The 25,223-nt window shown below is 46.5% G+C and carries 21 protein-coding genes and 3 pseudogenes; 17 read left to right on the top strand and 7 right to left on the bottom strand.

The window, feature by feature from the left end; genetic code table 11:
* Positions 1-34: 34 nt before the first annotated feature.
* The 3 genes from D0A34_23730 (at position 35) to D0A34_23740 (ending at position 1,933) form a co-directional block, all read left to right on the top strand.
* A complete protein-coding gene (locus tag D0A34_23730; GenBank protein UNU21456.1) occupies positions 35-490 on the top strand; it encodes a hypothetical protein in 456 nt (151 codons plus the stop codon).
* A gap of 676 nt (positions 491-1,166) precedes the next feature.
* Positions 1,167-1,415, top strand: a complete 249-nt coding sequence (locus tag D0A34_23735; GenBank protein UNU21457.1) for a hypothetical protein — start codon at positions 1,167-1,169, stop codon at positions 1,413-1,415.
* Positions 1,416-1,720: 305 nt separating this feature from the next.
* Positions 1,721-1,933: a hypothetical protein gene (locus tag D0A34_23740; GenBank protein UNU21458.1), complete on the top strand. Its 213-nt coding sequence runs from the start codon at positions 1,721-1,723 to the stop codon at positions 1,931-1,933.
* Positions 1,934-2,626: 693 nt separating this feature from the next.
* On the opposite strand, the pseudogene D0A34_23745 reads toward D0A34_23740, so the two are convergent.
* A pseudogene (locus D0A34_23745) lies at positions 2,627-2,716 on the bottom strand (transcriptional regulator).
* Between the two features lie 276 nt (positions 2,717-2,992).
* Complete coding sequence (locus D0A34_23750; GenBank protein UNU21459.1) at positions 2,993-3,271, bottom strand: hypothetical protein; 279 nt, start codon at positions 3,269-3,271, stop codon at positions 2,993-2,995.
* Between the two features lie 4 nt (positions 3,272-3,275).
* On the opposite strand from D0A34_23750, the gene D0A34_23755 reads away from it, so the two are divergent.
* Both D0A34_23755 and D0A34_23760 read left to right on the top strand, forming a co-directional pair.
* Positions 3,276-4,064: a hypothetical protein gene (locus D0A34_23755; GenBank protein ID UNU21460.1), complete on the top strand. Its 789-nt coding sequence runs from the start codon at positions 3,276-3,278 to the stop codon at positions 4,062-4,064.
* An 85-nt stretch (positions 4,065-4,149) separates the two neighbouring features.
* Positions 4,150-4,890, top strand: coding sequence for a peptidylprolyl isomerase (locus D0A34_23760; GenBank protein UNU21461.1), 741 nt, complete (start codon positions 4,150-4,152; stop codon positions 4,888-4,890).
* Between the two features lie 598 nt (positions 4,891-5,488).
* Here D0A34_23760 and recQ read toward each other — a convergent pair.
* Positions 5,489-7,684 (bottom strand): DNA helicase RecQ, encoded by a 2,196-nt coding sequence (gene recQ, locus D0A34_23765; GenBank protein UNU21462.1) that lies wholly within the window; start codon positions 7,682-7,684, stop codon positions 5,489-5,491.
* 97 nt (positions 7,685-7,781) lie between these two features.
* On the opposite strand from recQ, the gene D0A34_23770 reads away from it, so the two are divergent.
* The gene (locus tag D0A34_23770; GenBank protein ID UNU21463.1) at positions 7,782-8,066 is read left to right on the top strand and encodes a DUF427 domain-containing protein; all 285 of its coding nucleotides are present in this window, start codon (positions 7,782-7,784) and stop codon (positions 8,064-8,066) included.
* A gap of 68 nt (positions 8,067-8,134) precedes the next feature.
* Here the strand turns inward: D0A34_23770 and D0A34_23775 are convergent, their stop codons facing one another.
* The gene (locus D0A34_23775; protein ID UNU21464.1) at positions 8,135-8,800 is read right to left on the bottom strand and encodes a threonylcarbamoyl-AMP synthase; all 666 of its coding nucleotides are present in this window, start codon (positions 8,798-8,800) and stop codon (positions 8,135-8,137) included.
* Positions 8,801-8,875: 75 nt separating this feature from the next.
* Between D0A34_23775 and larC the strand changes: the two genes are divergently transcribed.
* The 4 genes from larC to D0A34_23795 all read left to right on the top strand — a co-directional run bounded on the left by larC (position 8,876) and on the right by D0A34_23795 (position 14,809).
* Complete coding sequence (gene larC / locus D0A34_23780; GenBank protein ID UNU21465.1) at positions 8,876-10,318, top strand: nickel pincer cofactor biosynthesis protein LarC; 1,443 nt, start codon at positions 8,876-8,878, stop codon at positions 10,316-10,318.
* Positions 10,319-11,253: 935 nt separating this feature from the next.
* Positions 11,254-12,666: a serine/threonine protein kinase gene (locus tag D0A34_23785; GenBank protein ID UNU21466.1), complete on the top strand. Its 1,413-nt coding sequence runs from the start codon at positions 11,254-11,256 to the stop codon at positions 12,664-12,666.
* Positions 12,667-12,720: 54 nt separating this feature from the next.
* Positions 12,721-14,133: a serine/threonine protein kinase gene (locus tag D0A34_23790; protein ID UNU21467.1), complete on the top strand. Its 1,413-nt coding sequence runs from the start codon at positions 12,721-12,723 to the stop codon at positions 14,131-14,133.
* Between the two features lie 115 nt (positions 14,134-14,248).
* On the top strand, positions 14,249-14,809 hold the full coding sequence (locus D0A34_23795) for a Uma2 family endonuclease (protein ID UNU21468.1): 561 nt from the start codon (positions 14,249-14,251) through the stop codon (positions 14,807-14,809).
* A 205-nt stretch (positions 14,810-15,014) separates the two neighbouring features.
* Here the strand turns inward: D0A34_23795 and D0A34_23800 are convergent, their stop codons facing one another.
* Together D0A34_23800 and D0A34_23805 are read right to left on the bottom strand one after the other, a co-directional pair.
* On the bottom strand, positions 15,015-17,363 hold the full coding sequence (locus D0A34_23800) for a PhoX family phosphatase (GenBank protein UNU21469.1): 2,349 nt from the start codon (positions 17,361-17,363) through the stop codon (positions 15,015-15,017).
* Positions 17,364-17,669: 306 nt separating this feature from the next.
* On the bottom strand, positions 17,670-18,137 hold the full coding sequence (locus D0A34_23805; protein ID UNU21470.1) for a hypothetical protein: 468 nt from the start codon (positions 18,135-18,137) through the stop codon (positions 17,670-17,672).
* Between the two features lie 282 nt (positions 18,138-18,419).
* Between D0A34_23805 and folK the strand changes: the two genes are divergently transcribed.
* The 4 genes and pseudogenes from folK (at position 18,420) to D0A34_23825 (ending at position 21,606) form a co-directional block, all read left to right on the top strand.
* The gene (gene folK, locus D0A34_23810) at positions 18,420-18,908 is read left to right on the top strand and encodes a 2-amino-4-hydroxy-6-hydroxymethyldihydropteridine diphosphokinase (protein ID UNU21471.1); all 489 of its coding nucleotides are present in this window, start codon (positions 18,420-18,422) and stop codon (positions 18,906-18,908) included.
* A 179-nt stretch (positions 18,909-19,087) separates the two neighbouring features.
* Positions 19,088-19,636 (top strand): NUDIX hydrolase, encoded by a 549-nt coding sequence (locus D0A34_23815; GenBank protein UNU21472.1) that lies wholly within the window; start codon positions 19,088-19,090, stop codon positions 19,634-19,636.
* Between the two features lie 140 nt (positions 19,637-19,776).
* Positions 19,777-21,219: pseudogene (locus D0A34_23820) on the top strand (deoxyribodipyrimidine photolyase).
* Between the two features lie 210 nt (positions 21,220-21,429).
* A pseudogene (locus D0A34_23825) lies at positions 21,430-21,606 on the top strand (Uma2 family endonuclease).
* 89 nt (positions 21,607-21,695) lie between these two features.
* Here the strand turns inward: D0A34_23825 and D0A34_23830 are convergent.
* Positions 21,696-22,145 carry a hypothetical protein gene (locus D0A34_23830; GenBank protein ID UNU21473.1) on the bottom strand — a complete coding sequence of 150 codons (450 nt, stop codon included), beginning with the start codon at positions 22,143-22,145 and terminating at the stop codon, positions 21,696-21,698.
* Positions 22,146-22,242: 97 nt separating this feature from the next.
* Between D0A34_23830 and D0A34_23835 the strand changes: the two genes are divergently transcribed.
* The 3 genes from D0A34_23835 to D0A34_23845 are packed head-to-tail and all read left to right on the top strand — an operon-like array spanning position 22,243 to position 25,107.
* Entirely contained in the window at positions 22,243-22,569 is a 327-nt protein-coding gene (locus D0A34_23835) for a hypothetical protein (protein ID UNU21474.1), read from the top strand.
* Between the two features lie 15 nt (positions 22,570-22,584).
* Complete coding sequence (locus D0A34_23840; GenBank protein ID UNU21475.1) at positions 22,585-24,717, top strand: hypothetical protein; 2,133 nt, start codon at positions 22,585-22,587, stop codon at positions 24,715-24,717.
* A 57-nt stretch (positions 24,718-24,774) separates the two neighbouring features.
* The gene (locus D0A34_23845) at positions 24,775-25,107 is read left to right on the top strand and encodes a DUF2834 domain-containing protein (GenBank protein UNU21476.1); all 333 of its coding nucleotides are present in this window, start codon (positions 24,775-24,777) and stop codon (positions 25,105-25,107) included.
* Positions 25,108-25,223 lie beyond the last annotated feature (116 nt).

Consider the following 25,223-nt stretch of genomic DNA (forward strand, 5'->3'; position numbering starts at 1 on the left):
CACATTTGCACTTTACAAAAAGCAGGATAAAGCTATGACATCCCAATTTCACCATTCTGCCAATCATTCCCCAGTTGGAATTAAACCAGAACAATTGGATGAGATAATTGCAGCGATTGTGGCAGGAAAGTATTCTTGGGCTTGTTTTTTACTTTTGCGGTGCACGGGTTACAACCCTCTCGACTATATCCCTTACCGTACTTCCAACCGCTTGCTCAAGGAAAACAGTCAAATGAGGAAATCGGAAACTCAGCCGGGGCTGAGCAAAATTGCGGATTTAGATTATGTGGAAGTGGTGAGGGAAAAACGAGCCGGAGTTCAAGGGGGTGATGCAATTCACATTTGTAGCGAGTTGCAGTCAGATACCGCAGGTTTTGTCGCTGAAGTCGGGGGGGAAGGTTCAAATATCTTGGCGCCGACGGTTGATGTTCACAATCAAGAATTTTTTGCTGGATTTAAGACGCGCTGGTTTAATTCGGCGGGCCAGTAAATTAGTCGATCGACTGACAACCCGATCGCCCGCGTTGAGTGTACCTGTTTTTTGGTTGATATCAATTCCGGTTGCACCGGAATGATTGTGGGGTACCCTTATCGATTTTACGCCCGACGATGAAGCGCAAAATTGATATAACGAACGGGTAAAATCAACCGGATTGGATGATCAAATTGCTCTCTTCGAGTGCTCTAGGATCTAACTATCGACAACACGGCAAGGTCGGACACCGCACCGTGCCATTTTCCTACGCCAAAATAACCGTAGCACGGGCGAGGGTTCGCCCGCCTTCGCCCGCGATGAAAGATGCAAGCATCGCCCCATTAATTTTCGGGAAACGGTAGGGCGCCGTGTCCTGACTGGGGGTAATATCAATTCCGATGCCACCTGATTTGATATTACTCATCGCGGGCGATCGGGTTTTTCAGTAGGCACACAACCAGTCTCGTTAATAGAGTATAAAACGAGGCTGGTTTTTGAATATCAAAATACATCGATTTTCTGTAGTTTTTGAACCAATTCTTCACAAATATTCATGAAGTTTACTTTACATTTTAATTTCCACAAATCTGCCAAATTGGCAACACAGCTCTAATTAGTCCAGATATATTAGGTACATCGAAAGCAAACAAGATTGCTTCGAGCAAGCAGTTAACCAACAAGGAAAAAAACCATGATTATCTCAGACCTGAACCATGTAGAAGTTGTTTCCGAAGAAACAGAAACCAGTATTGAAGGCGGATATCACGACTACTACTACTACAACCCCTACAGTTCTGCCGGTGCTTCAGCTTACGCAACAGCCTTCGGTGCTATAAGTTCTGCATACACATTCACCAACACAACTACCCAGCCTGGCTTTGCTGGCTCTTCCAGCGGTTCGAGTTCAAGTAGTAGTTCTTACCCCTACTACTGGTACTAACAGCAGTGTAGACCAGCAGTCAGAAACTCAGCTATGTAAAGAAATGCAATAATTGCTGGATTGACCCCTATATAGGTAGTTCACAAATTATAGCCTAACTTTACATAGCTAGTTTATATAGTGTCAACATCCTTAATCGCTTTGAGTGGCACGCATTTTAACATCAGTTAAGCATCTACTAAAAATTGTTGCGGTGGAAAAACAGGATTATTGAGGACTTAAACTATATAGAGACAGTGCCAAGAGCAAGTAAGCTTGTAGGTGCTGGTTAGACGAGCGCGACTGGTAGCGCTAACAATTTTGCCATGTATGGATTTGACAGTGCTGGTGCTAATGCTTTTGCTATTGGCGAAAATACCTCGACTCTGGCTAACACTGACACAAAGGTCTATGTTAGTCCTTATATTGCTCTTACTGAAGCCTCAGCTACAGCTAACTCTTACGCTCGCACTGAAAACAGTTATTCTCTCTCCTTGAACCAGAGCAGATCTTTGTTCATCTTTAGCAGTCCGCCCTAATGATTGGTGATCGCGGTGGGCCGTTGAATTTGAAATTGTAATTTTAAAAAAGTAATTGTGAGGCTGTACTCACCCAATTGAAAACAGCTAGAGTGCCTGCCAGTGTAAGGTGGATTTCAAATTTTAAAAGGCTTTTTGATGGTGATTGCGATGGTTAAATCAAATTTAATGAAAATTCAGCCGGACAGCCATAAATAAAAGGAGATAAATCGCGATGCCTCCCTCAGATTCATTTAACCCTGGTGCGAGCAGCAGCAGCAGCAGTTCCAGCCAGTCTAGTTCCTTTGTAGATAGCAGCGGTGCGGGCAGTACCAGCAGCGCGACAGCCGCTTCCCCGACGGGAAGCAGTACCAGCAGTCAGACTGCTTACACGGCGGGGGCTACATCTAGCAGCGGCAGCGCAGCAGCGAGTGCTTCTACAGTCGCGCCCCCAACTACTAGCGCCACAGCTTCGGCCCCAGCAGCAGCGCCAGCGCCAGCGCCAGCACCAGCACCAACACCTGCGCCAACACCTGCGCCACCACCAACACCTGCGCCGTTAGGAGACAGCAGCGGTGCCAGCAGTAGCAGCTCGACAGCGACTTCTCCGACAGGGAACAGCAGCAGCGCTCAGACAGCATCGGCTCCCGGCGACAGTTCTAGCAGTGCCAGCGCCTCAGCTAGCAGCGGTTTAGATACTCCGCCAACTACTAGCGCCACAGCTTCAGCCCCGGCAGCAACACCAACACCAACACCTGCGCCCGCTCCAGCACCAACACCTGCGCCAGCACCAACACCTGCGCCGTTAGCAGACAGCAGCGGTGCCAGCAGTAGCAGCTCGACAGCGACTTCTCCGACAGGGAACAGCAGCAGCGCTCAGACAGCATCGGCTCCCGGTGGCACTTCTAGCAGTGCCAGCGCCTCAGCTAGCAGCGGTTTAGATACTCCGCCAACTACTAGCGCCACAGCTTCGGCGCCAGCGCCTGCACCTGCGCCAACACCTGCGCCGTTAGCAGACAGCAGCGGTGCCAGCAGTAGCAGCTCGACAGCGACTTCTCCGGCAGGGAGCAGCGGCAGCGCTCAGACAGCATCGGCTCCCGGTGGCACTTCTAGCAGTGCCAGCGCCTCAGCTAGCAGCGGTTTAGATACTCCGCCAACTACTAGCGCCACAGCGCCTGCACCAGCGCCTGCACCAGCGCCTGCACCTGAACCTGCGCCTGCTCCGGCTGCTCCGGCTGCTACAGACTCTGCACCGGTAATTAATATCACACCGCCAACACCCACACCGCCAACACCCACACCCCCAACACCCACACCCCCAACACCCACACCGTCAAATAATGACGGTGCAACGTTCACCCCCGTGACTGGCGGCACTTCTAGCAATTCAAGTTCTTCTAATTCCTACTCAGACAGTACGGGTACTGGCGGCGAGAGTACGATAATTTCTGAGCCAACAGATAACAGTAACAGCAATAATTCGATCGCACTTCCCGCTCACAATACGAACAACAGCAATGCTGAGACAACCCCCCCTCCAGAAATGATCGCCCCAGAAAACTATCCTGGCGCATTAACTATCACCTACGACAGCAACGGCGACGGATATTGGCTCGGCACCAGCGACAGCGATGTGATTATTTGCGGTAGCGGGGTCGATCAAATTTTTGCAGGAAGCGGCGACGATATTGTCACAAGTAACAGAGGTGACGATGCGATAGATGGAGGCGATGGAAACGACACTGTGCGGGGAGGGAAAGGTCAAGATTGGCTGATTGGCGGCAACGGCGACGATTTTCTTTGCGGCGACTTCGGAAGCGATACATTGATTGGAGGTAGCGGCGCTGATACCTTTGCCTTTAGACCCGAAACAGCTAGTGCAGCAGCTAATCCATTGTTAGCAGATCGAGTCGTTGATTTCAATCCCGCTCAAGGCGATCGAATTGGGCTGATAGGGGGACTTTCGGTAACAGACTTGACACTCGTGGCGTTTGATACCGATGGTGACGGTACGACAGACGCGACTCTGGTCAAGTTTAGTTCAAATAATGGCGATCGAATTTTAGGTGTTGTTTTGGGAACAGTTAACGCAGCGGGTGCAACAACTTTGAGCAATGCTGATTTTATTAGTTTGCCAAATGACATCTTGTAGCTAACCGTTAACCGTTAACATCAACTACCCCGCAGAAATCGTCGGGGGATGAAGTTAATAAATTTATATAGGTTGAGAGAGAAAGATGGAGGACTTTTACGGGCCATTGATTGAATCAAGTGAAATCATCGAACTACTCAGACAAGAGATGCAATTAAAAACCTTTAGTCAAAGGGTTTTGCAGAAAAAAGTTATTGAGAAAGCCGCCCGGGAACGAGGGTTAACTGTGACTCCCGACGAAATTCAAGCTGTGGGCGACCAACTCCGCCGCGAGAAGCGTTTGGAGAAAGCGGCGGATACGATTGCTTGGCTGGTCGATCAGATGATTTCTATAGAAGATTTAGAGGCAGGGATTCGCGATCGGCTCCTCAGCAAAAAACTAGCAGAACACTTGTTCAGCAAAGAAGTAGAAAAAATTTTTGTTCAAAACAAATTGCAATTCGACCAAATAATTCTTTATCAAATTGTTGTTGCCAAACCCCAGCTTGCTCAGGAACTATTTTATCAAATTCAAGAAGGAGAAATTAGCTTTTTTGATGCCGCTCACCTTTACGATATTGACGAAAATCGTCGGCATCTATGCGGTTGCGAAGGCAAGGTTTATCGGTGGGGTTTAAAACCAGACATAGCCGTCGCTGTATTTAGCGCTAAACCCGGAGAAGTTATTCGTCCAATTGAAACAGAGCTAGGATATCACTTGTTCCTGGTTGAAAAGTTTCTTCCGGCGGAATTAACCCCTCAACGGTATCAAGAAATATTGCACAATCTGTTTAACGAATGGTTGGCTAACGAAGTCAACTATTTATTGTACAATTCTAAAGTGTAAAAACTTAATTTATCGCCTTCAAAAACCCATATATATAATTTTGCCCCAACCACATACAATGCTAAAATTTAGGGTACTTCTGGGTGCACAGAGAGACCTAATATCGTTTCCGGCTGCATCAATATTATTCAATCCTTGGGGCGGGGCGTGAGTGTAAATAGTCTCATGCGTGTGAATTTAAATATTGCTCCCTCTCACGCACTCTACTACTTAGGTAAAAAGTGGTTTTACGAGGTACTTATAGCTCAATAAGGTTCAGTTAAAAAGGTAATTTATAGCCCTCGCCACTCACTAAAATTGATAACTGAAGAAAGTCTCGGCGATTGCTTCGTACCCTCGCAACTGCGCGAAGCATAGCGAAAAATGAGACGCTTAGTTAACCCAAGCTTACTGACTTATAACGAGCTTAAAATTACTTTGTAAATTGGAGTTTTGCCAACCCCATATACGCCAGCTAGCAAAGCCCAATGGAAAAAATATATCGGTTCACAACGCCCCTCTAATATATTATCCCCAAAAGCTACTTTTTTAATTTTCAGTTTTCCCTCCTCCCATCAATTATCTGCGTCCATCAGCCTTCATCTGCATACATCTGCGGTTAAAAACCTACATAATTTTGCCGCCACCAAGCGCGCACAAACTTAATCTCCTCAAACGTATAACGTTCTTCCAAAAAATCATAAATTGCTCTCAGTTTCTCATCCCCCATAACTTCAATTGCGTACACTATCGCCTGCTGGCGTTCCGGTTCCACCAACAAATTTATATCAACTTCCCTGCCCATTTCCATCAATTCTATCAGATGCCCAGAAATAGTATTAGGACTCATACCCCGCGCATTGGCTATTCCTTGAACTGTCAAACCTTGTCGGTATAATTCCCAGGTTTGCATCTGCGAATAAGACGCCACGTTGGAAAGATTGGGAAGATTAGCGACCTCAGAAGATGCAGCACCACTTGGCAATCCTTGTTCTTGGCAAAAATTGCGAATTGCCTCCAAGAAAACCTTACCGTACTTATCTCGCTTGTTGCTCCCAACGCCGTAAACTTCCTCGAATTCTCTGAGATTTTGCGGGCGTTTTTCTGCCATATCTCGCAAGCTTTTATCGGCAAAAACTACGTAAGGTGGCACAAATTGTTCGTCGGCAATTTGTTTGCGTAGCGTCCGCAGTACGGTAAATAAACCTTCTACTTCTACTGCCAAAGAACGAACTTTCCCCTGTACTTCCCGCTGGGGTTCAATGGCGATTTCAACTGTGCGCTGACGTTTCATAATTTCCCAACTTTTTTCATTGAGTTTCAAAATGGGAAATCCGTCTGTCTTTTCGTCTAAAAAACCTTGATTTAACAGCGAACGACTCAATTTTTTCCATTCCTCAGCACTTCTATCTTTGCCAATTCCGTAAGTAGAAAGTTGGTGGTGCTGGTATTGCAATATTTTTTGATTTTTTGAACCGCGCAGCACGTCAATAATGTGATTCATGCCGAATTTTTCTTGGCAGCGGGCGACACAAGAAAGAAATTTCATTGCCTCAATCGTCCAATCTTCTACGGGTTTTTGGTTGCAACAGTTATCGCAAGTACCGCAGTTTCCGGGGAATGAATCGCCAAAATAACTTAACTGGATTGTGCGACGGCAATCGGTGGATTCTGCATAGTTGATTACTCGACGCAACTGTTGGCGGGCAATTCGTTGTTCTTGTGGGTCAGGTTTTTGCTCGATGATGTAGTCGATCATTTTGACATCGCCGTAGCCGAAAAATAAGCTGCAATGGGCGGGTTCGTTGTCTCGGCCTGCGCGACCGGATTCTTGATAGTATCCTTCGAGATTCTTGGGTAAGTCGTAGTGAATTACAAACCGCACGTCGGGTTTGTTAATGCCCATACCGAAGGCTATTGTGGCTACCATTACTTGCACGTCGTCGCGAATGAAGCGGGTTTGATTGGTGGCGCGATCGACATCGTTCATGCCGGCGTGGTAGGGTAAGGCTTGGATGCCGCTTTGTTGCAATTTATAAGCAACTTCGTCAACTTTTTTGCGGCTGAGGCAATAGATAATTCCTGAACCGCCTTTTTTTTTGATGATTTGCAAAACTTCGGCAAAACTGTGCTTGGTTTTGGGGCGAACTTCGTAGTATAAATTGGGGCGGTTGAAGCTGGCGACGTGGATGTAGGGATTTCGCAGAGTTAGCTGCTGGATGATGTCTTGGCGGACGCGCTCGGTGGCGGTGGCGGTTAGTCCCATAATGGGAATGTCGGGATATCGATCGCGCACTCGTTGCATTTGCCTGTATTCTGGTCGAAAGTCGTGCCCCCATTCCGAAACGCAGTGGGCTTCGTCGATCGCAAATGCCGAAATTCCTAACTTATTTGCTACTATATCTAAAAATGGTAAAAATCTCTCACCCAGCAAGCGTTCGGGTGCAACATAAAGCAATTTAATCTTACCTTCGAGAATCGCAGTTTCGCGCGATCGGGTTTCCTGACTGCTCAAAGTGCTGTTGAGAAAAGTCGCCCCAATTCCATTATCCTGCAAAGCTTCCACCTGGTCTTGCATCAGAGCAATTAACGGCGAAACAACCACAGTCAATCCCGGTTTCAACAGTGCCGGTAATTGAAAACACAAAGACTTGCCACCGCCCGTCGGCATGACAATCATCATATCCCGTTTTTGTAAAGCAGCTTCGACAATTTCCTGCTGCCCCGGGCGGAAAGAGTCATAGCCAAAAAAATGTTTGAGTGCTTGTTCCAGGGGCAGCGGCACAGAAGATAGTGGCGGATTAGACGCTGACATTTGCAGTAGTTGGTTGTTGGCTTCTAAACTATTCTATGCCTTTTGAGCACAAATACAGTTACAATAATTGAGAATCTCAATTTAAGCAGAAAAACTGATGCCGAAAGCAATTTGGAATGGTGCCGTTTTGGCCGAGAGCGACAAGTGCGAAATTGTAGACAACAACTATTATTTCCCCGCCCATGCCATCAACCGCGAGTATTTCAAGGACAGCAGCACTCACACTACTTGCGGTTGGAAAGGTGTTGCTAGTTACTACAGTGTCGAAGTCGGCGGACAAGTGAATAAAGATGCTGCTTGGTACTATCCTACTCCGAAAGATGCTGCTAAAAATATTGCCGGATATATTGCTTTTTGGAAAGGAGTTAAGGTAGAGGCTTAAAGCAGTTTAGAACTACAAAAATGGGGCGGTTGTGGTCGAATTTAGCGCTTAAGCCGCCCCTTAAAATTTTAATCTTTTTCCCAAACGGCGACAGCTTCCGAACCCAAACCACGGCGGACAACAATCGGTTCGCTTTGTGTCAAATCGAGAATGGTAGAAACTTGATATCCCGGATCGGAACCGTCATCGACAATGACATCCACTAACTTAGAAAAACAGTCAAACAGCTCAGCTTTGCCAAAGCTTTCTGCTTTAGATGCAGGGACTGGTGCTGCACCTTCATCATCCGTGGTAATGTGAGCGGATGTTGAAATAATTGGATTTCCCAAGGCTTCCAACAGTGTAAAACAAAGCCGCTGGTCGGGAACGCGAATTCCAGTGGTTTTGCGTTTTGGGTTCATTACCAACCGTGGCACTAACTTGGTAGCTGGCAGCAGAAATGTATAAGGCCCCGGTATTAACCGCTTGATAATTCTGTATGCTTCATCGCTGACTGCAGCATAGTCGGTGATATTTGACAGAGAGGAACACAAGAACGTTAAAGGCTTATCATTGGATAGTTGCTTGATCTGCCTGACTCGTTCTACTGCAGACTTGGAGTTGATATCGCAGCCGATCGCGTAAACTGTATCTGTCGGATAAAGCATCACGGCCCCATCTTTTAGAGCTTTTGTAATCTTCTCGATCCGGTCTCTTTGGGGTGCAACTGGATGCACTTCGTAAATAGTTGCCATGTTAAGATATTGCAGGCTAAGTGGGCGATCGAAATATCCAGTGAAACAATCAATGTTGAAAATTAATTGTTAACAATGAATAAAATAGCTTATTTTGACTGTCCAACTGGCATTGCTGGCGATATGTGCATCGGAGCTCTCATCCACGCTGGCGTTCCTTTAGACTACCTAATCGAAAAACTCAATTTGCTCGGCATTTCGACAGAGTACGAGTTGCGGACGGAATTAGTCCACCGGAATACTCAACAAGCAACTAAATTTTATGTAGATTTAGCTGCGGATTTGTGGTTAAAACCCAAAAATTCCGCTACCGAACTCGATCCCTCGGAAACGGAATCCCCGACTTTTGACGCCCGCCACCACCATCATCACGGGGAAGAACATTCTCACAGTCACGGCGAACCAGATGCCGAAATTAGCCACACTCATCACCGCCACTTGCCACAAATTGAGCAAATCATCGTCTCTGCAAAATTGCCTCCGCGCGTGGAAGCTTGGAGTTTGGCCGTATTTGGCAAATTAGCAGAGGCAGAAGGTGCCGTACACGGTATCCCCGCAAGCGAGGTTCACTTTCACGAGGTGGGGGCGGCGGATGCAATTATTGATATTGTCGGTACTTGTTTGGGTTTGGATTGGTTGGATATTCAGGAGTTTTACTTTTCGGCGATGCCGACTGGTGGCGGTACGGTGAAGGCAGCCCACGGTAAGTTAGCGGTGCCGACGCCGGCGGTGATGCGGTTGTGGGAAACGCACCGAGTGCCGGTTTACAGCAATGGGATCGATCGCGAATTGTGCACTCCTACGGGAACTGCGATCGCCTGTACTCTCGCCTCTGCTTTCGGCCCGCCACCGCCGATGCAAATTCAGGCGATCGGTTTGGGTGCAGGTTCTCGAATGCTGGCAATTCCTAATATTTTGCGCCTCTGGATTGGGGAGAAGGAAGAAGGAAGAGGGAAGAAGGAAGAGGGAAGAGGGAAGAAGGAAGAGGGAAGAGGGAAGAAGGAAGAGGGAAGAGGGAAGAGGGAAGAGGGAAGAGGGGAGAAGGAAATATTTAACCAATTCCCAATGGCGAATTCCATAGAAACTATTACGGTATTGGAAACACAAATTGATGATTTGAGTCCGCAGGCGATCGGCTATGTTTTTGATGCTTTGTTTGCCGCCGGAGCTCTGGATGTTTTCACTGCCCCAATTGTGATGAAAAAGTCGCGGCTGGGAGTTTTGTTAACGGCGATTTGTCCTCCCGAATGGCAGGATGCTTGCGAAGTTGTGATCTTTCGCGAAACTACTACTCTGGGAATTAGGCGATCGACTCAACAAAGAACGATTTTACCCCGAGAAATCCAGACAGTTAAAACAGAATACGGCGAAGTCAAGATAAAAGTTGCGAAGTCGGGAGAAACGATTGTTAATGTACAGCCGGAATACGAAGATTGCGCGGAAATTGCCAGAATTAAAAATATTAGCTGGCGGGAAGTTCACCGCTTGGCGCTGCAAAGTTGGTACGATCGCACTTAATCAATTACAGTGACTTACATGAGGGTAGAGAAGCCTGTAAATGGCGCAAAGCATTGATTCAAAGGAATCATATTGCTTGTGCAATTTTAGCGTGGAAATTCTTCAAAAAAACAGCGTGAATGGTTGAAAAAACAGTAGACCAGTTAAAGGAGGAATTACTGTCAGACTCCCTCAAACAAGAACTGAAAGACCCAACTATACGTTGCGTACTTGTTTAACAGGAAAGTCGGTGATTCTTTGGGCAGTTCAATTTGAATCTTACGACGATCGCTCACTTTTCTTGAACGGGCGATCGTAACTTGTGTCAGGCTATATATAGCGTACCTGCGTAAGTCCTGTGTACGATAATTAACCCCCGCAAGGTTCTAACCAGCAGTAGATTTTTCAGCTAACAAAAAGACCAGCTTGCAGCCAATCTTCCGACGGGGGAATGACCCGAACTTTTGGCTAGGTATCGGCCGCAACTACAAGCTGGCCGTGTCCCCGGCGTATCGAGTACAGCCTGGGTTCAACAAACCTCGATCGAATTTAAATAGTCCTGGACGCAAAAAACCCGGTTCCCCTCAAAATCGTGGATATATGCCTTGAGATATTGACGCAGAAACCGGGTTGAAAGGCCCCCCGTGCGTCCAGGACTGTTAAAGTTTATTCTTCGACAAGCTATGTCGATCGCATCATAACGATCGAATATCAGCAGCGCGCTTAATTCCGTGCGATCGCCCCTTCCATGTCGATCGGCCTTTTTTTGTAAGACTCTTGTGCCAGCACTTTCTCAACAGCTTCGCGTACTTTAGCAACGCTTGTGCCATTGCTTGAATTCATAATAGTCATATCATAATAGTCATAATTAATGTTTGTTACAAATGGAGCTTTTTCCTAGCAGCTTTCGTTAAGGCTGAAGTATAGTAAAAGCTGTCAATATTTAGAGAAGAAATATGGTAGAGCGAGTGTTAAAAGAACGTTATGCCATTCAGCAAGGCCTGGGAAAAAATGCGGGACGACAAACTTTGCTGGCGTGCGACTTACAAACTCAGGAGTTAGTCGTAATCAAAATTCTTACTTTTAGTGCAGATTTCCAATGGGACGATTTAAAACTATTTGAACGAGAAGCCGAAACTTTACAGTCACTTTCCCATCCGGCAATTCCTCGTTACTTAGACCATTTTGAGTTCCCGACACCAAAGACTAAAGGGTTTGCACTGGTACAAAGCTATATTGAAGCGAAATCTTTGGCAGAATGGGTTGAATCGGGACGGAATTTTAACGAAAAAGAAATAAAGCAAATTGCTAATAAGTTGCTGGAAATTTTGATATATTTGCAACACCAAAACCCGCCAGTAATTCATCGAGATATTAAACCGAGTAATATTCTGTTAGCGGATCGATCGCCCCTCAAACAAAAACACTCCGCCCTTAATAAAGGTGGTTGGTTGGGTGAAGTTTACTTAGTAGATTTTGGTTCAGTTCAAACCTTAGCAGCGAGAGAAGGTAGCACGGTTACTGTAGTCGGAACTTACGGATATATGCCGCCCGAACAATTTGGCGGGCGCGCGGTTCCGGCTTCCGATCTTTATGGCTTGGGTGCAACGTTAATTTACTTAGTAACGGGAGTCCATCCAGCCGAATTGCCGCAGGAAGATTTGCGTATTAATTTTGAGCCAAAAAACGCTATTAGTTCGGATTTTGTGGACTGGCTTGAGTGGATGACCGAACCAGATTTAAACAGCCGCTTAACCTCGGCCGATCGGGCATTAAAAGCACTGGAAAAACCGAGAGAGGCGATACCCTTGGTTGTGCCAAAACCTGCTAGGAGTAGGGTTAAAATTACGAAAAGCCGGAAGAGTTTGGAAATTATAATTTCTCCTTATCGTTCTCTATGGTCAGTTATTTTTGAGATATTAGGGTTGTCATTTATATTGTTTTTTGCGCTTTTTGCCGGTGTAGTGTTTATTCGAGCGGCGTTTATTACCTACTCTTGGTTTCTTGGATTATTCGCGGTAATTGTCTGTTGCTTTGTCGGAATTGGAATTTTTATTTCCATCAATTTAATAATCACCGAACCCAGCTCTACTAGACTGCACCTGGATCGCAAACAAATTTTTTTGACTTCCAATTGGTTGGGATTTGTACGTTATAATCTTCGGCCTACAAGTCCAAGGATGGCTATCTGTAAATTACGATCCATAGTGAATAAACCTACAGAATCGCGCCCTTATCCTCATCGCGACATTCAGATTTGGGCGGGAACACAGGAATATAAACTTATTACCAGCCATCTCACCGATGGCGAGATTGATTGGATAGCAGGGGAACTCAGCGAATGGTTAAATTTGCCTATTAGTGAATAAAGTATAGATGGCAGATGAAATTAACAACCACTATTCTCAAGAGGATTGGAAAAAATGGCAAGTAAAATTTTAAAAGAACGTTATGTCATTCAGAAACAGTTAAGTAAAAATGCGGGAAGGCGCACGTTGCTGGCGCGCGACTTGCACACCCAACAGTTAGTGGCGATTAAGTTACTGATTTTTGGAGAAGATTTTCACTGGGATAACTTGAAGCTGTTTGAACGAGAAGCGCAAACTTTACAACTGCTTTCTCATCCGGCAATTCCCCGTTACCTGGATTACTTTGATGTGGATACACCAACTGGTAAAGGATTTGCCTTGGTACAAAGCTATATCCCAGCCAAATCGTTAGAGGAATGGTTAAAAAGCGGGCGAACTTTTAGCGAAGCAGAAATCAAGCAACTGGCTAAAGCATTACTGGAAATTTTGCGTTACCTTCACGGGCAACAGCCGCAAGTTATTCACCGAGATATCAAGCCAAGTAATATTTTACTGGCAAATATATCTGGCAATAGTGTCGGTGATGTTTATTTAGTTGATTTTGGTTCCGTACAGACACTAGCGGCCAGAAAAGGTAGTACGATTACTGTTGTTGGGACTTACGGATATATGCCACCCGAACAATTTGGCGGCAGGAATGTTCCCGCTTCCGATATTTACAGCTTGGGTGCGACATTAATTTATTTGGCAACAGGTAGGCATCCAGCCGAGTTATCCCAAGGTAATTCGCAAATTCAATTTGAGCCAACAGTCAATCTCAATCCAGATTTAATTGCTTGGCTGAAGTGGATGACACAACCGAGTTTGAACCGCCGCCTCGCATCTGCAAAAGAGGCCTTGGAAGCTTTGGAAAATCCCCGCCAGACAACTGATATCTCGATGGTTAGACAAAAACCTTTTGGGAGTAGGATTGAACTGAGGGAAGATGGGGAGAATCTAGAGATTCTGATTCCGCGAGAAAGGTTGACTTTTTGGGGAGCCTGCGTGATGTTGCTAGTCACATTGCCTTGCTTGGGCTTAGTTTTATTGCCTTTTATATTGACAATCGTCGTGATTCAAGACGGGCTTCAATTCATTGATTTATTTGTGATATTATTCTCGTTCGTTTCATTCCCTTCGGGAGGCATAACTTTTGCTATATTATGGAGCATCGCGAACACATTATATTTAAGAGCGACTAAAATAAATATCGATCGCAATCAGATTTCCGTGACTCACCTGTGGCCTTGGTATAAATGTCAGGTAGATGCAACAATTATGAATAAAAATTTTAGCAAATGGAGTATGTATATCCGGCATTCAATGGCAATTTCAGGGCAAGAAAAATATTATAAAGCCACAGAATTTGCTCGGCTAACCCCTCCAGAAATAGAATGGCTAGTCAATGAAATAAGTGCGTTTTCTGGCGGGAAAATTACTGTTGGAGCCGCAGATAATAAGTACGTAAAAATCCCTACAGCAAAATAGGGCGATCGTCCTACCTTTCTGATTCTTGCGAGTAAAAGGTATATTTACACTTTATTGTAGGCTACACAGGTAGATTCGAGCTATTCTAGAAACATACTTGATTCCCGATCGCATTATGGTTGCCTTACCCGATCGCCTATCGATGAGTGCAGAAGAATACCTCGCTTGGGAACCCACCCAAGAAGAACGCTACGAGTATTGGGATGGCGAAGTAGTCGCGATAGGAGGCGAAACCCGCAATCACAATCGGATTTGCCTCAACTTCTTCAAGCTATTAGACGATCGCCTTAATCTCCCCTACGAGATTTACATCTTAACTGTGAAACTACAGGGAGAACGAGGGCAAAAGTATTTTTATCCTGATGTTGTAGTAACTTGTGATGAGCATGATAACGATCCGCAATTAGTGCAATTTCCTTCCTTAATTATCGAAGTTTTATCGCCTTCTACAGAAGCAGCATATCGCGGGATTAAATTTGCTAAATACCGCCAATTTTTAACACTGCAAGAGTATGTTTGGGTGCAAGCTGAACAGCCAGGATTAGAGATGTTTCGGCGCGATCGACAGGGGCAATGGGTACTCTCTGAGTATGGTTTGGGCGATTCCTTGCAACTTGAATCGGTGAATCTAGAAATTGCAATCGCCGATTTGTATCGCCAAGTACAATTTTCTTAAAAATTCCGCTATTAAGGGATTTGATATTAATTATCTTAGGGATTTTTTTAATTATTTGAACGAACTGCGAAGGCGCTAGAGCGCGAATAAAGAACAGTATCTTCTTCTTTCTCTTTCTTCGCGTCCTTAGCGCCTTGGCGGTTCATTTAATCTTACTCCAGATTCGTAAAAACCGGGTTTCTGGGCCCCGATGCGTAAGTCCTCTTTAAACAAACTGACCCGTTGGAGTCGATCGCACGCGGCGAATCCCAACCACCGACGGCATCGGCGAACGGCGCCGATCGTTCTCAATATTGCTGGGCCACAAACTGCCGCGAGAAACCCTACGAGTCTGATTAAAAACAGCACCGTTCAAATCCAACATTTCAATTGGCCGACTGAGTACAGTACCGTCATCGATGGGGCAATCTTCCCCCGGATGCTGCACCGAAAGCAACAGCGTATCTCCCAAAAAAGTCGGCCCTGTCAATTCGCATCGGTTCGGGCCGTAAGCAAACGGAATTACTGTTCCTGCATTCGGGCCGGAAGTCGGAATGTAAAACAGAAAATTGTTGCCGAAAACACCAGTAAGATCTGACACATTTCCAGTCTTTTTATGGTCGATCGTCGTTGGCTCTCCAGTCGCACCGACATCAAAACCGTTGTGCGTACTCGTAGACATATCAGTCACGCCCCAAACATTGCCTTGAGGGTCAAAAGCCAAATTGTCTACATTAGCAAATCCCGCCCCATCTGCCGCACCGGCTTCTCCACCTTGAGCCAAACGCTGCCAGCGGAACGTCAAACCCGCACCATCAGGACTGTCTTCAATTATTTTGTAAACTCCTCCCGACTGCTGATTGCTGTTGACTGCGCTACCGTATTTAGCAACATTAAAAATGCGAGAATCTGGATAGCCGTCGCTTCCCGGTGCGCCGTCAGTATAGGCAATAAAAACTTCCTTAGTAGTAGGATTAACTTCCAAATCTTCCGGCCGCGCCGTCGGAGTGCCACCAATCAAATTAGCAGCTAAAAAAGCATCAACTAAAACCGCGCCTTGGCTGCTGTAGAAATTAGCCAGAGTTTTATTTTGGTAGCCCGGAAGTGCTGTTGCTTCATTGGTTGTATCTACTACAAAAGAACCGCCGTCTTGGGTTTGACCAGCAATTCCTGCGCGTTTGGGGAAGCGAGTAGCGGCATCTCTTTGAGCTTTGCCAAAACTTGCTAATTCCGCCTCGCCAACTTGAGAAGGACGCACTGGATTTGTCTGGCTATTTATAGTTAGTGGCAGCCATCTTCCAGTACCGTTGCGGTTGTATTGGGCGACGTACAAAACGCCGTCTTCAAACAAGCGGCTGTTGCTTTTATCTGCAGGATTTGTGACACTACCGTTGCTGACAAATTTCCAGGTGTGTCCGCCGCGCCGATCGTCTCCCATGTACACTACTAATCTGCGGCCGGCTTCGGCACGAATCGCGACGTTTTCGTGGCGGAAGCGGCCCAACCAAGTGTGTTTGCGCGGGCGGAAACTCGGATCTAGGGGATCGACTTCTACCATCCAGCCGTATTTTTCGCCGACTAAGCCGAATTCCTCGCCGATAGTACCCTTGGCGTAGCTGGTTTGGCCGCCGTTGGGTTTGATGTTTTCCTGAACTCCCACGAAAAAATCTTCGCTACCTTGGAAATTTTCTTCGGCTGAGAGGATTGTGCCCCAAGGGCTTGTGCCACCGGAACAGTTGTAGGCTGTACCGATTATCCGGTTGCCGAGTCCGTCGGTGTTGACTTGCGCGAAGACTTGGGTAGCTGCAGGACCCGTGCCGATGAGGTAGTTGTCGTCGCCTTGTCTGCTTCCCCAGGAGGTGACATCTTTGTATGTGTCGGAACGCTGGCTGTTGATTCCGAGGCCGGAAAGTCCGTGGATACGGCGGTTGAGGGAGTCGCCGGCGATCGCCTGAAATCTGCCGTTGGCTTGTTTGGTGATGCGGACGATCGAACCACCGAGATTGTACAGAAATTCGCCGAGGGTATCGCGATTCTTTACCGATAAGTCTATACCGAGGACGGCGCGATCCGTTGCTGGGAATGATGCCAAATCTGACGGGGTATCGGGTGCCTGTTTCGACATCGGGAAGGATACGTACTCGTGGTTAACCCAGAGATAACCGTCGTCATTGCTGCCACGAAGGCCTACAAAGCCTGTGTAGTCGTTGTTGTAGCCGAAATAGTCGGCAGGATTCGGGAAAACTCGATCGCCCCAGCGGAGAATCACGTAACGTTCGTATTCCGGCGGCACAACCACATCGTCAACAACGCTGTAACTCGTTAATCTAGTATCCTGCGAGGCAGCCATAACCGTTCCCTGTCCCCCCGGCGCCATCGCCATAAAGCTGGGCAGTTGTCGATAAATCGGCAGCGGGTGGGGAAGTCTTAACGGAGTGAAAGATGTCGGAACTAAAGCTTCAGCAGCGCTGGAATTGATGCCGAACAGTTTTTGAGTTAGCCCCGGAGCAAGCACGGTGGTAGCTGCACTGCTACCAAAGAAAATTAGCAGTTGTCGGCGAGTTATTTTAGACATAAATTCCTTATTCAACCCAACATCCCTACTCAGACGAGTCTAATAGAAATTTACTACTGTTAAATTAAGGATAGTTAAGCTTTTGGTTAATTAAAGTAGGGATAAATTTCAGTTAAAAATAGGTTAAATTAGCACCAATCTAATTAGTACGCCAGGAGTAAAAACTTGTCGATCAAAGCTGAAGAGCTAGCTATAAGGACTGAGGGATAATGTATTAAGTTAGTTAGTTAGGGGGCGGGTTTTGTATAGAGTTTATGTGTATAACTAAAGTTTTTTCCCGCTTACCCGCCCCTAGGAGTTTAAAAGCTAATCATCTCGAAAACCCGGATCGTTTTCTCGCGATGTCGCTCGACTGGGCGCAGGTACATTAATCACTTGCGAAGACCCTGAATTTCGGGGCGAAGTATTGCCGTCTCTGAATCCCAGCAGCAATTGAGCATCGGCAAAATATCTAGTCCACTGTTCGATTCTCGCATCTTTTTGCCAGTCGTGGCGGGATACTCTCGATCGCAAAACTGGAACTCTTTGTCGGCTGCGATCGGCTGTAATGATGACTGTAACTTCTGTTAATGCCGGATTTTCTTGAAACTCGCGGGCGATCGACTCTTTCGCTAAATCTTCCGCCTGCTGCACTAAACTCGCAAAAGATTGACTGCCGTCCGAATCTAAGGTAAGGTAGCGCTCTTTGGTTTCAGCCAAAGCTATCGATATACTTGCTGTTAAACTGATAATTGCTAGAATGACCGCCGACAATAAGCGTAGGTACAAATTCATTAGGTTTGAAACTCAATACTAACACTTGTCAATAATAATTAATAAAAATTAACAGAACATTAAGCTTAAATTAAAATAATATTTTGTGTTATTAGAATGCACCAAAAAAGCAGGCTTTAGGGGGAATTTTTGCAAAAATACAACTTGTATGGGCGGGCTTAACCCGAAATCTTTTTAGCTATCCAAGGATATCGATAAACGCGCCCCGCCTTACTCTTCCCTTTTGCCTATTCCCCCTTCCCTCTTCCTTCTTCCCTCTTCCCTCTTCCTTCTTCCTTCTTTATGAAATCAACAAAATGTGCGATCGCCCTCGGTAGCAACTTAGGCGACTCCCTCGCCACACTCTCTAGCGCGATCGCAACCCTCAACAACACCCCAGGAATAGCCGTAAAATCTCATTCAAGCTGGTATCAAACCGCCCCCGTAGGGCCGCCGCAACCCGATTACATCAACGCTTGCGCCATCCTAGAAGTTGCACTACAACCCGAACAATTGCTAGCAAAATTATTAGAAATCGAGATAAAATTTAATCGAATTCGCCGAGAAAAATGGGGGCCAAGAACCCTCGACCTAGATTTGCTGCTGTATGACGATTTAATCTTAGAAACTCCGACACTGACTCTACCTCATCCCCGGATGACCGAAAGAGCTTTTGTATTAGTACCTTTAGCAGAAATTGCCCCGGATTGGGTGCATCCGGTGACGAAAAGTGCGATCGTCCAACTCCTGCAAACCGCAGAATGTTCCGGAGTGCAAAAATTGCCCTTGTAAAAATTGAGCAAAATTCACGCATCGTACCAGTAAAAAAAAATGCAACCGTAGGTAAGCTCCAAACTGTGATAGTTATCAGTCGTTCCCAACCTAAAATCTCAAATCTAAAATCTAAAATCGTATGAGATCGCCTATGATGTCTTAAATCGGTGCACTCAAACATTATTCGCTTCTCCCTTATGTCGATCGGTCAAGAACTACCCCAACTCCTCAAACAACGCCTATTTTACCAAGGGCGCAAATTTAACTTTGACGTAGCCACCCTCCGTCTTCCCAACGGTTCCGAAGGCGAGTGGGAATGTATTCGCCACCCGGGCGGAGCACTTGCAGTTCCCGTCACACCCGAAGGTAAACTCGTCTTGGTGCGACAATACCGCTTTGCCACCAAAGGGCGAATTTTAGAATTTCCCGCAGGTACAGTCGAAATCAATGAAAGCCCCGCCGAAACTATCAAACGCGAAATCGAAGAAGAAACCGGATATCGGGCCGGAAAATGGCAGAAATTAGGGCAATTTTTTCTCGCCCCCGGTTATTCCGACGAAATCATTTATGCTTTTTTAGCCCAAGATTTGGAAAAACTGGAAAAGCCCCCCGCACAAGACGATGATGAAGACCTTGAAACAGTTTTATTCACCCCTGAAGAATTAGAAAAGGCTATTTTAGCTGGGGAACCAATTGACGCGAAATCAATTTCTAGCTTTTTCTTAGCCCGTCCATTTTTGACTTAAATAGGACTGACGAAAAAACCCGGTTTCTTATAAAAATCGTGCATCAAACCGATAAATCTTAACTTAGAAACCGGGTTTTTGACCCCGCGTGTGTCCAGGACGGGAAAATCTAAAATCTAAAATCTAAAATCTAAAATCGAATGTCCGATCTAATTTTATTTTGGCACCGCCGCGACTTGCGTATTTCTGACAATATCGGACTGGCCACAGCGCGCCAGCAAAGCGCGAAAGTAGTCGGGATTTTTTGTCTCGATCGCAATATCCTAAATCGGGATGACGTAGCCCCAGCAAGAGTCACATACATGATCGGCTGCTTGCAAAAACTCTCCTCGCGTTACAGGGAACTAGGCAGCCAATTGCTGATAATTCAAGATGACCCGAGTCTAGGAATACCGAAACTAGCAATAGCGATAAATGCCAAAGCAGTATTTTGGAACAGGGATGTAGAACCCTACGCAAAACAGCGCGATCTCTCCGTATCAAACGCCCTCCAACAAGCAGGAATTAAAGTTCAAAATTTCTGGGATCAAGTCCTGCACGCCCCAGATGAAATTCGCAGCGGTACAAAGACTCCCTACACAATTTATACACCATTTTGGAAAAAATGGAACAGTAAACCCAAAGCCCAACCAGTAGAGACACTGCCGATAACTTATCTGGAATTAATGACCGGATTAACGACTGAAGAACAAGAGCTCGCAAACGAAGCAGGTGCAATAGAAACAGTGCCAACTGCCTCTAGTTTGGGATTTATTTGGGAAAATCCATTAGTAATAGAACCCGGAGAAGATGCAGCGCAACAAAAATTAGAAGAATTTTGCGATCGGGCAATTTACCAATATCAAGGACAGCGCAATTCCCCCGCAATTAACGGTACATCCCAACTCAGCGCAGCCCTCAAATTTGGTGCAATTGGCATCCGCACGGTTTGGCAAGCTACCCAGATAGTAATGGACACTTGCCACAGCGAAGAAGCGTACACAAGCATCCGGACTTGGCAACAGGAAATAGCGTGGCGGGAATTTTACCAACACGCCATGTATAACTTCCCAGAATTAGCAGACGGCCCCTACCGTCCAGCCTTCAAAGACTTTCCTTGGGACAACGATGAAAAGCTTTTTCAAGCTTGGTGTCGAGGCAAAACTGGCTATCCGATTATTGATGCGGCAATGCGGCAGTTAAATCAGACAGGTTGGATGCACAATCGCTGCCGCATGATAGTCGCCAGTTTCCTCACCAAAGATTTAATTATTAACTGGCAGTGGGGTGAAAAATACTTCATGCAAAAATTGATAGACGGCGATCTTTGTGCTAATAACGGCGGCTGGCAGTGGAGCGCATCGAGCGGTATGGACCCGAAACCTTTGCGAATATTCAATCCGGCGACTCAAGCTCAAAAATTCGACCCGGAAGGGGAATATATTCGGCACTGGGTTCCAGAATTGCGCCGCGTTGATACTAAAGTTTTGCTAACAGGAAATATTTCGTCTTTAGAACGCCGACTTCTTCATTATCCCTCTCCGATCGTAGATCACAACGAGCAGCAGCGCAAGTTTAGGGAACTTTACACGCAGCAAAAAATTAAAACATCAGACTCAGAACCCCCCCTTGTTCAAGAACTCGGGGTTATAGCTGACATTATTACACCTACCTAATTAATATGTCATATCAGGTTCTGTTAATTACTATTAAAAAATTTGTTTGTAGTAAGGGATTGAGTTTTTATTGACTCTATTCGAGGACTAAACTCCTCACTACGAACTATTGATGGCTATATGAACGGAGAATTTTTCATAATTCAAACCATCATCAAATCGATAACATTTGAAGAGTTTGTAGAAGGGTACCCAGGAGATGAAAAAAGACCTTCCGAGCTCCGCAATGGAGTAATAGTTGAAAGGAACCAAAATGGCGCTTATGAGGAAGTTAAGGTTTTTCTCATCCGCAAAATTAACGTAGAAATCGACCGCTTCCCCGCACTTGCTGTCAGAACTCCGGCTTATTTACGATCGCAAAAAAGCTATTTTGTGACAGCCAGCCTCCTAATTCCGTTGTATTTTTAATTTCGCTTTTGGGAAATAGAGAGAGAGTAAGGGTGTTGACCTTGAGATCGATCGCCCACAAAAATAACATAAGTCCCCTTGTCCCCATAACCGGAAAATTCTACATTCCCCGCAGCAGCATTCGGCGGCAGGACGCAGAAACGCCCCCTCGGCCCCTGAATCATCAAACTCGGAGCTCCAGCGGTTTGTACTGCAATCCGCCAGTAAGGCAAATCCTGCGTTACTTCGACGACGTGGTTCGGTCCTTGGGAGACAAAACCGCAGTCGCCGCTATTGTTCGGGCCGCCGGAAACTCCAGAAACTCCCAGCGGTTCGGGAAATCCCGGAGCAATTTGTAGCGGTTGGCTCCGAAGGGCACCGGCATCCGCTAAAATCATTGCCAAGGCTACGGTCACGATCGGGCTAAACCACAGTTTGCCGCGATCGCCCGGATAATTGATCTTCATGTTTCCTCACACAATGACATTTGGTTCTAGTTCTTTGACGGTAGGGGATAATGGCTGTTCCAAACACATTAATCTAAAATAACTTCCGAATTTTTTTATGAATCCTCAAAATAACTTCAATTGGCAGCAAGCGTTCGGAGAACTAAAAGCTAAAGTAGAACGATCGCCGCTCATCACACAAAATTCAGACAGCTATCAAGCCCTCGGAACCTTCTACAATCAATTATTGGACAAGTTTCAAAGACTCCCCAAACCAGGGCAGGTGGCAGCCTTTGCCGTCGGAGCGATAATTGTCCTGACAGTCTTCAATAGCGTCGTACAGCTAATTTCATCGCTGATGACTCTTGCCGTTCTGGGAGTGCTAATCTACATAGCGTATAAATTGGCAATTTCCCCCCAGTCCTCAAATACTAACGACAAATAATAGGAATTTCTAAATATGGCTAACCCCACCGCGCCCACCGGCATCAATCAACCCGATCCGTCTTGGCAAACACAATCCAAGCAAATGCCACTGCTGGTTCGCAGGTGCGGCGCTTGGGCAGTGGAAATTTCGTTAATTGCGGCCAGCGCCCTCGTTCCCTTCAGTATCGGGGCATTGGTCAACAGGGAATCTCAAACCGTGCCGCTCAATTCCTCAGTAGCAGCAGCCTCCGAAACCGTCGCCCGTACCTTGGGCATACCCGTGCGCGATCGCAGCCCTAGAGTCGCACCCCTAACTAATCTATTCTGGTCAGGGGCACTGCTGGCACCGGCAGTTTTAGCGGGGTGGCAACTGTTTTTGCTCGCCAGAACCGGTCAAACTCTCCCCAAACGCTGGTTCGGCGTCAAAGTTGTCACAGCGTCGGGTACTCCTCCGGGTTTTGGGCCAGTGCTAATTCGCGAAAGTTTGGGGCGTTGGGGAGTGCCTCTGGGCGTCGCTTACGGCATTTGGCGCTTGAGCGGTGCGTTTCCAGATTTGCTGATTTTAGGGGGGCTGAGCGGGTTGGCAGTGCTCGCAGACGGGGCTGTTGCATGGCGTTACAAACGGCAAGCGGGACACGATCGCCTCGCGAATACTTTGGTCGTCAACGCTCGATCGAATCAAGTGTCTGCCGATCCTGTCAAGACTCAAGATTGGACTGAGGAAGACGCGCAGATTGCAGCTTTGGTTGTGACTCCACAAAGCGGCCGGAAAACAAATGCCAGTTTGTGGAATTGGATGCGCCAACACCCAGGCACAACTTTGGTGATAGCTACCGTCGGCAGCGCGGGATTGATTTTAACTTTGTTTGTCGGCACTCTCATCTACACTCAAAGTCAAGCAAATATGCGGGATTCCCGGCAGCGGAACGACGAATTATTTGTAGCTTTAGTTAGCAAATTGTCTCCCACATCCGCTAGCGGGGCATCGGGCAGGCGATCGGCCATTTTGGCTTTGGGGGCCGTGGAAGACTCCCGCGCCGTACCCCTGCTAGCGGATTTGCTAGCTCAAGAAGACAACCGCGCCATGTTGGACGCGATCCAGCAAGCTTTAGTCAGTAGCGGGCCGAAAGCTTTGCCTGAGTTGCAGCGGTTGAATCAAGCCCTCAGCAACGACCTCGATTCCCTGCGCTTTGGCGGCAAGGCCCCGGAACGCGAGTTAGCGGCCGCCCGCCAGCGAACAGTACAAAGGGCGATCGGCAAAATTCTCACAGTGTATAGCAGCCAACTCAACGGCGCGGATCTGAGCCGCACGGATTTAGCTCAAAGTCCTGCCGGCCCATCTCAGTTTACTTTAGTTTTAAACAAAGTTGACTTGTCGGGAATTAAGTTGAGAAATGCCAATTTAACCAATGCCAGCTTGCAGGGAGCTCGCTTTTACGGCACCGGCGAAGACAGGCGTCCCGCTACATTTGACGATTGGGTTTCTGATTTAAGCGGCGCTAATTTGGAAGGAGTAAATTTGACCGGGGCGTCTTTGAACAGTGCTGTAATGAACCGCACTACTTTTGTGCGCGCTGTCATGAACAAAGCTAATTTGTCAAACGGCAATTTGAATTCAGCTAATTTCAGCAGTGCTATTTTAATAGGAGCCAATTTACAGGAAGCGCAGTTAAAAAATGCCAGTTTTACCGGGGCAGATATAGGAAGCGCGAATTTGTCGGGAGCAGATTTGTCAGGCGCGCGTTTAGCCAAAGTGAAGGCTCAAGGCGCTCAGTTGTCCTTGACAAATTTGTCTAAATCGGAATGGCAAGGTGCTGATTTGTCCGGTGCTGATTTGAGCGGCGCAAACTTACAAAATGCCGATTTGACTTCGACTAAACTCGCCAACGTGAATTTAAAAGATGCTCGTTTGCAAGATGCGAATTTTCGGAATGCGGAGGTGAGTTCGGTTGATTTTAGGGGGGCGAATTTAGCGGGAGCGAATTTTAAAGGCGCTGTGTTTCTGGGGAAAACCGCTTCGGATCAATTTATTCAAAATCCGACTGGTAGTAAATCCGGTCGATTCCTAGGAGTTGATTTTGCGGAGGCTAAGAATTTAGATAAAAGTCAAATTGCTTACATTTGTTTGCAGGGGGGGATTCATCCGAACTGCCCGAAGAAGAAGTAAGGATTGGTTGTTAACGAGTAGGCTAATACAATTGATCAACGAACAGGTAGGGTAATTATGAGCGTTAAGCGAATCATTTATCTCATCCTAGCAATTCTGGGGCTTGTGCTGCCTTGGTACTATAACTTGCAGTTTTTTAGCAATGCTGGCTTGCTCGACTTTGTAAACGAGAGTTCGGCTAATCTTGCTGCGAAATCGGTAAGTTTAGATTTGTTTATCGCAACTGTAGCAGGAAGCACTTGGATGTACGCTGAGTCAAAACGATTGGAGATAAGTTTTGTAGGGCTGTACATACTTCTGGGTGTGCTTGTTTCGTTTTCATGTGCTTTCCCGCTTTTCTTGTTTGTGCGGGAAACCAAGCTGGAAAAATCAAGCCAAGTCTCAAGTTGAACAGTTGTTTCACCAGTTAGTGCCGCGCAGCACAATAATTCGGTGCAGGCGATCGAGGTATTATATAATTTCCGGTAAAATCACCGTTATAGGTTTGTAGTGACGACGGAAGTGCT

The sequence above is a fragment of the Microcoleus vaginatus PCC 9802 genome, from assembly GCA_022701275.1.
In the GTDB taxonomy this organism is placed as follows: domain Bacteria; phylum Cyanobacteriota; class Cyanobacteriia; order Cyanobacteriales; family Microcoleaceae; genus Microcoleus; species Microcoleus vaginatus_A.

Coding starts and splice junctions, on each gene's coding strand:
- D0A34_23770 (UNU21463.1), top strand. CDS start 7,782: ATGCCGAAAGCAATTTGGAATGGTGCCGTTTTGGCCGAGAGCGACAAG.
- D0A34_23730 (UNU21456.1), top strand. CDS start 35: ATGACATCCCAATTTCACCATTCTGCCAATCATTCCCCAGTTGGAATT.
- D0A34_23830 (UNU21473.1), bottom strand. CDS start 22,145: ATGAAGATCAATTATCCGGGCGATCGCGGCAAACTGTGGTTTAGCCCG.
- D0A34_23735 (UNU21457.1), top strand. CDS start 1,167: ATGATTATCTCAGACCTGAACCATGTAGAAGTTGTTTCCGAAGAAACA.
- D0A34_23805 (UNU21470.1), bottom strand. CDS start 18,137: ATGAATTTGTACCTACGCTTATTGTCGGCGGTCATTCTAGCAATTATC.
- D0A34_23790 (UNU21467.1), top strand. CDS start 12,721: ATGGCAAGTAAAATTTTAAAAGAACGTTATGTCATTCAGAAACAGTTA.
- D0A34_23845 (UNU21476.1), top strand. CDS start 24,775: ATGAGCGTTAAGCGAATCATTTATCTCATCCTAGCAATTCTGGGGCTT.
- D0A34_23835 (UNU21474.1), top strand. CDS start 22,243: ATGAATCCTCAAAATAACTTCAATTGGCAGCAAGCGTTCGGAGAACTA.
- D0A34_23795 (UNU21468.1), top strand. CDS start 14,249: ATGGTTGCCTTACCCGATCGCCTATCGATGAGTGCAGAAGAATACCTC.
- recQ (UNU21462.1), bottom strand. CDS start 7,684: ATGTCAGCGTCTAATCCGCCACTATCTTCTGTGCCGCTGCCCCTGGAA.
- D0A34_23775 (UNU21464.1), bottom strand. CDS start 8,800: ATGGCAACTATTTACGAAGTGCATCCAGTTGCACCCCAAAGAGACCGG.
- D0A34_23740 (UNU21458.1), top strand. CDS start 1,721: ATGTATGGATTTGACAGTGCTGGTGCTAATGCTTTTGCTATTGGCGAA.
- D0A34_23760 (UNU21461.1), top strand. CDS start 4,150: ATGGAGGACTTTTACGGGCCATTGATTGAATCAAGTGAAATCATCGAA.
- D0A34_23800 (UNU21469.1), bottom strand. CDS start 17,363: ATGTCTAAAATAACTCGCCGACAACTGCTAATTTTCTTTGGTAGCAGT.
- folK (UNU21471.1), top strand. CDS start 18,420: ATGAAATCAACAAAATGTGCGATCGCCCTCGGTAGCAACTTAGGCGAC.
- larC (UNU21465.1), top strand. CDS start 8,876: ATGAATAAAATAGCTTATTTTGACTGTCCAACTGGCATTGCTGGCGAT.
- D0A34_23785 (UNU21466.1), top strand. CDS start 11,254: ATGGTAGAGCGAGTGTTAAAAGAACGTTATGCCATTCAGCAAGGCCTG.
- D0A34_23815 (UNU21472.1), top strand. CDS start 19,088: ATGTCGATCGGTCAAGAACTACCCCAACTCCTCAAACAACGCCTATTT.
- D0A34_23840 (UNU21475.1), top strand. CDS start 22,585: ATGGCTAACCCCACCGCGCCCACCGGCATCAATCAACCCGATCCGTCT.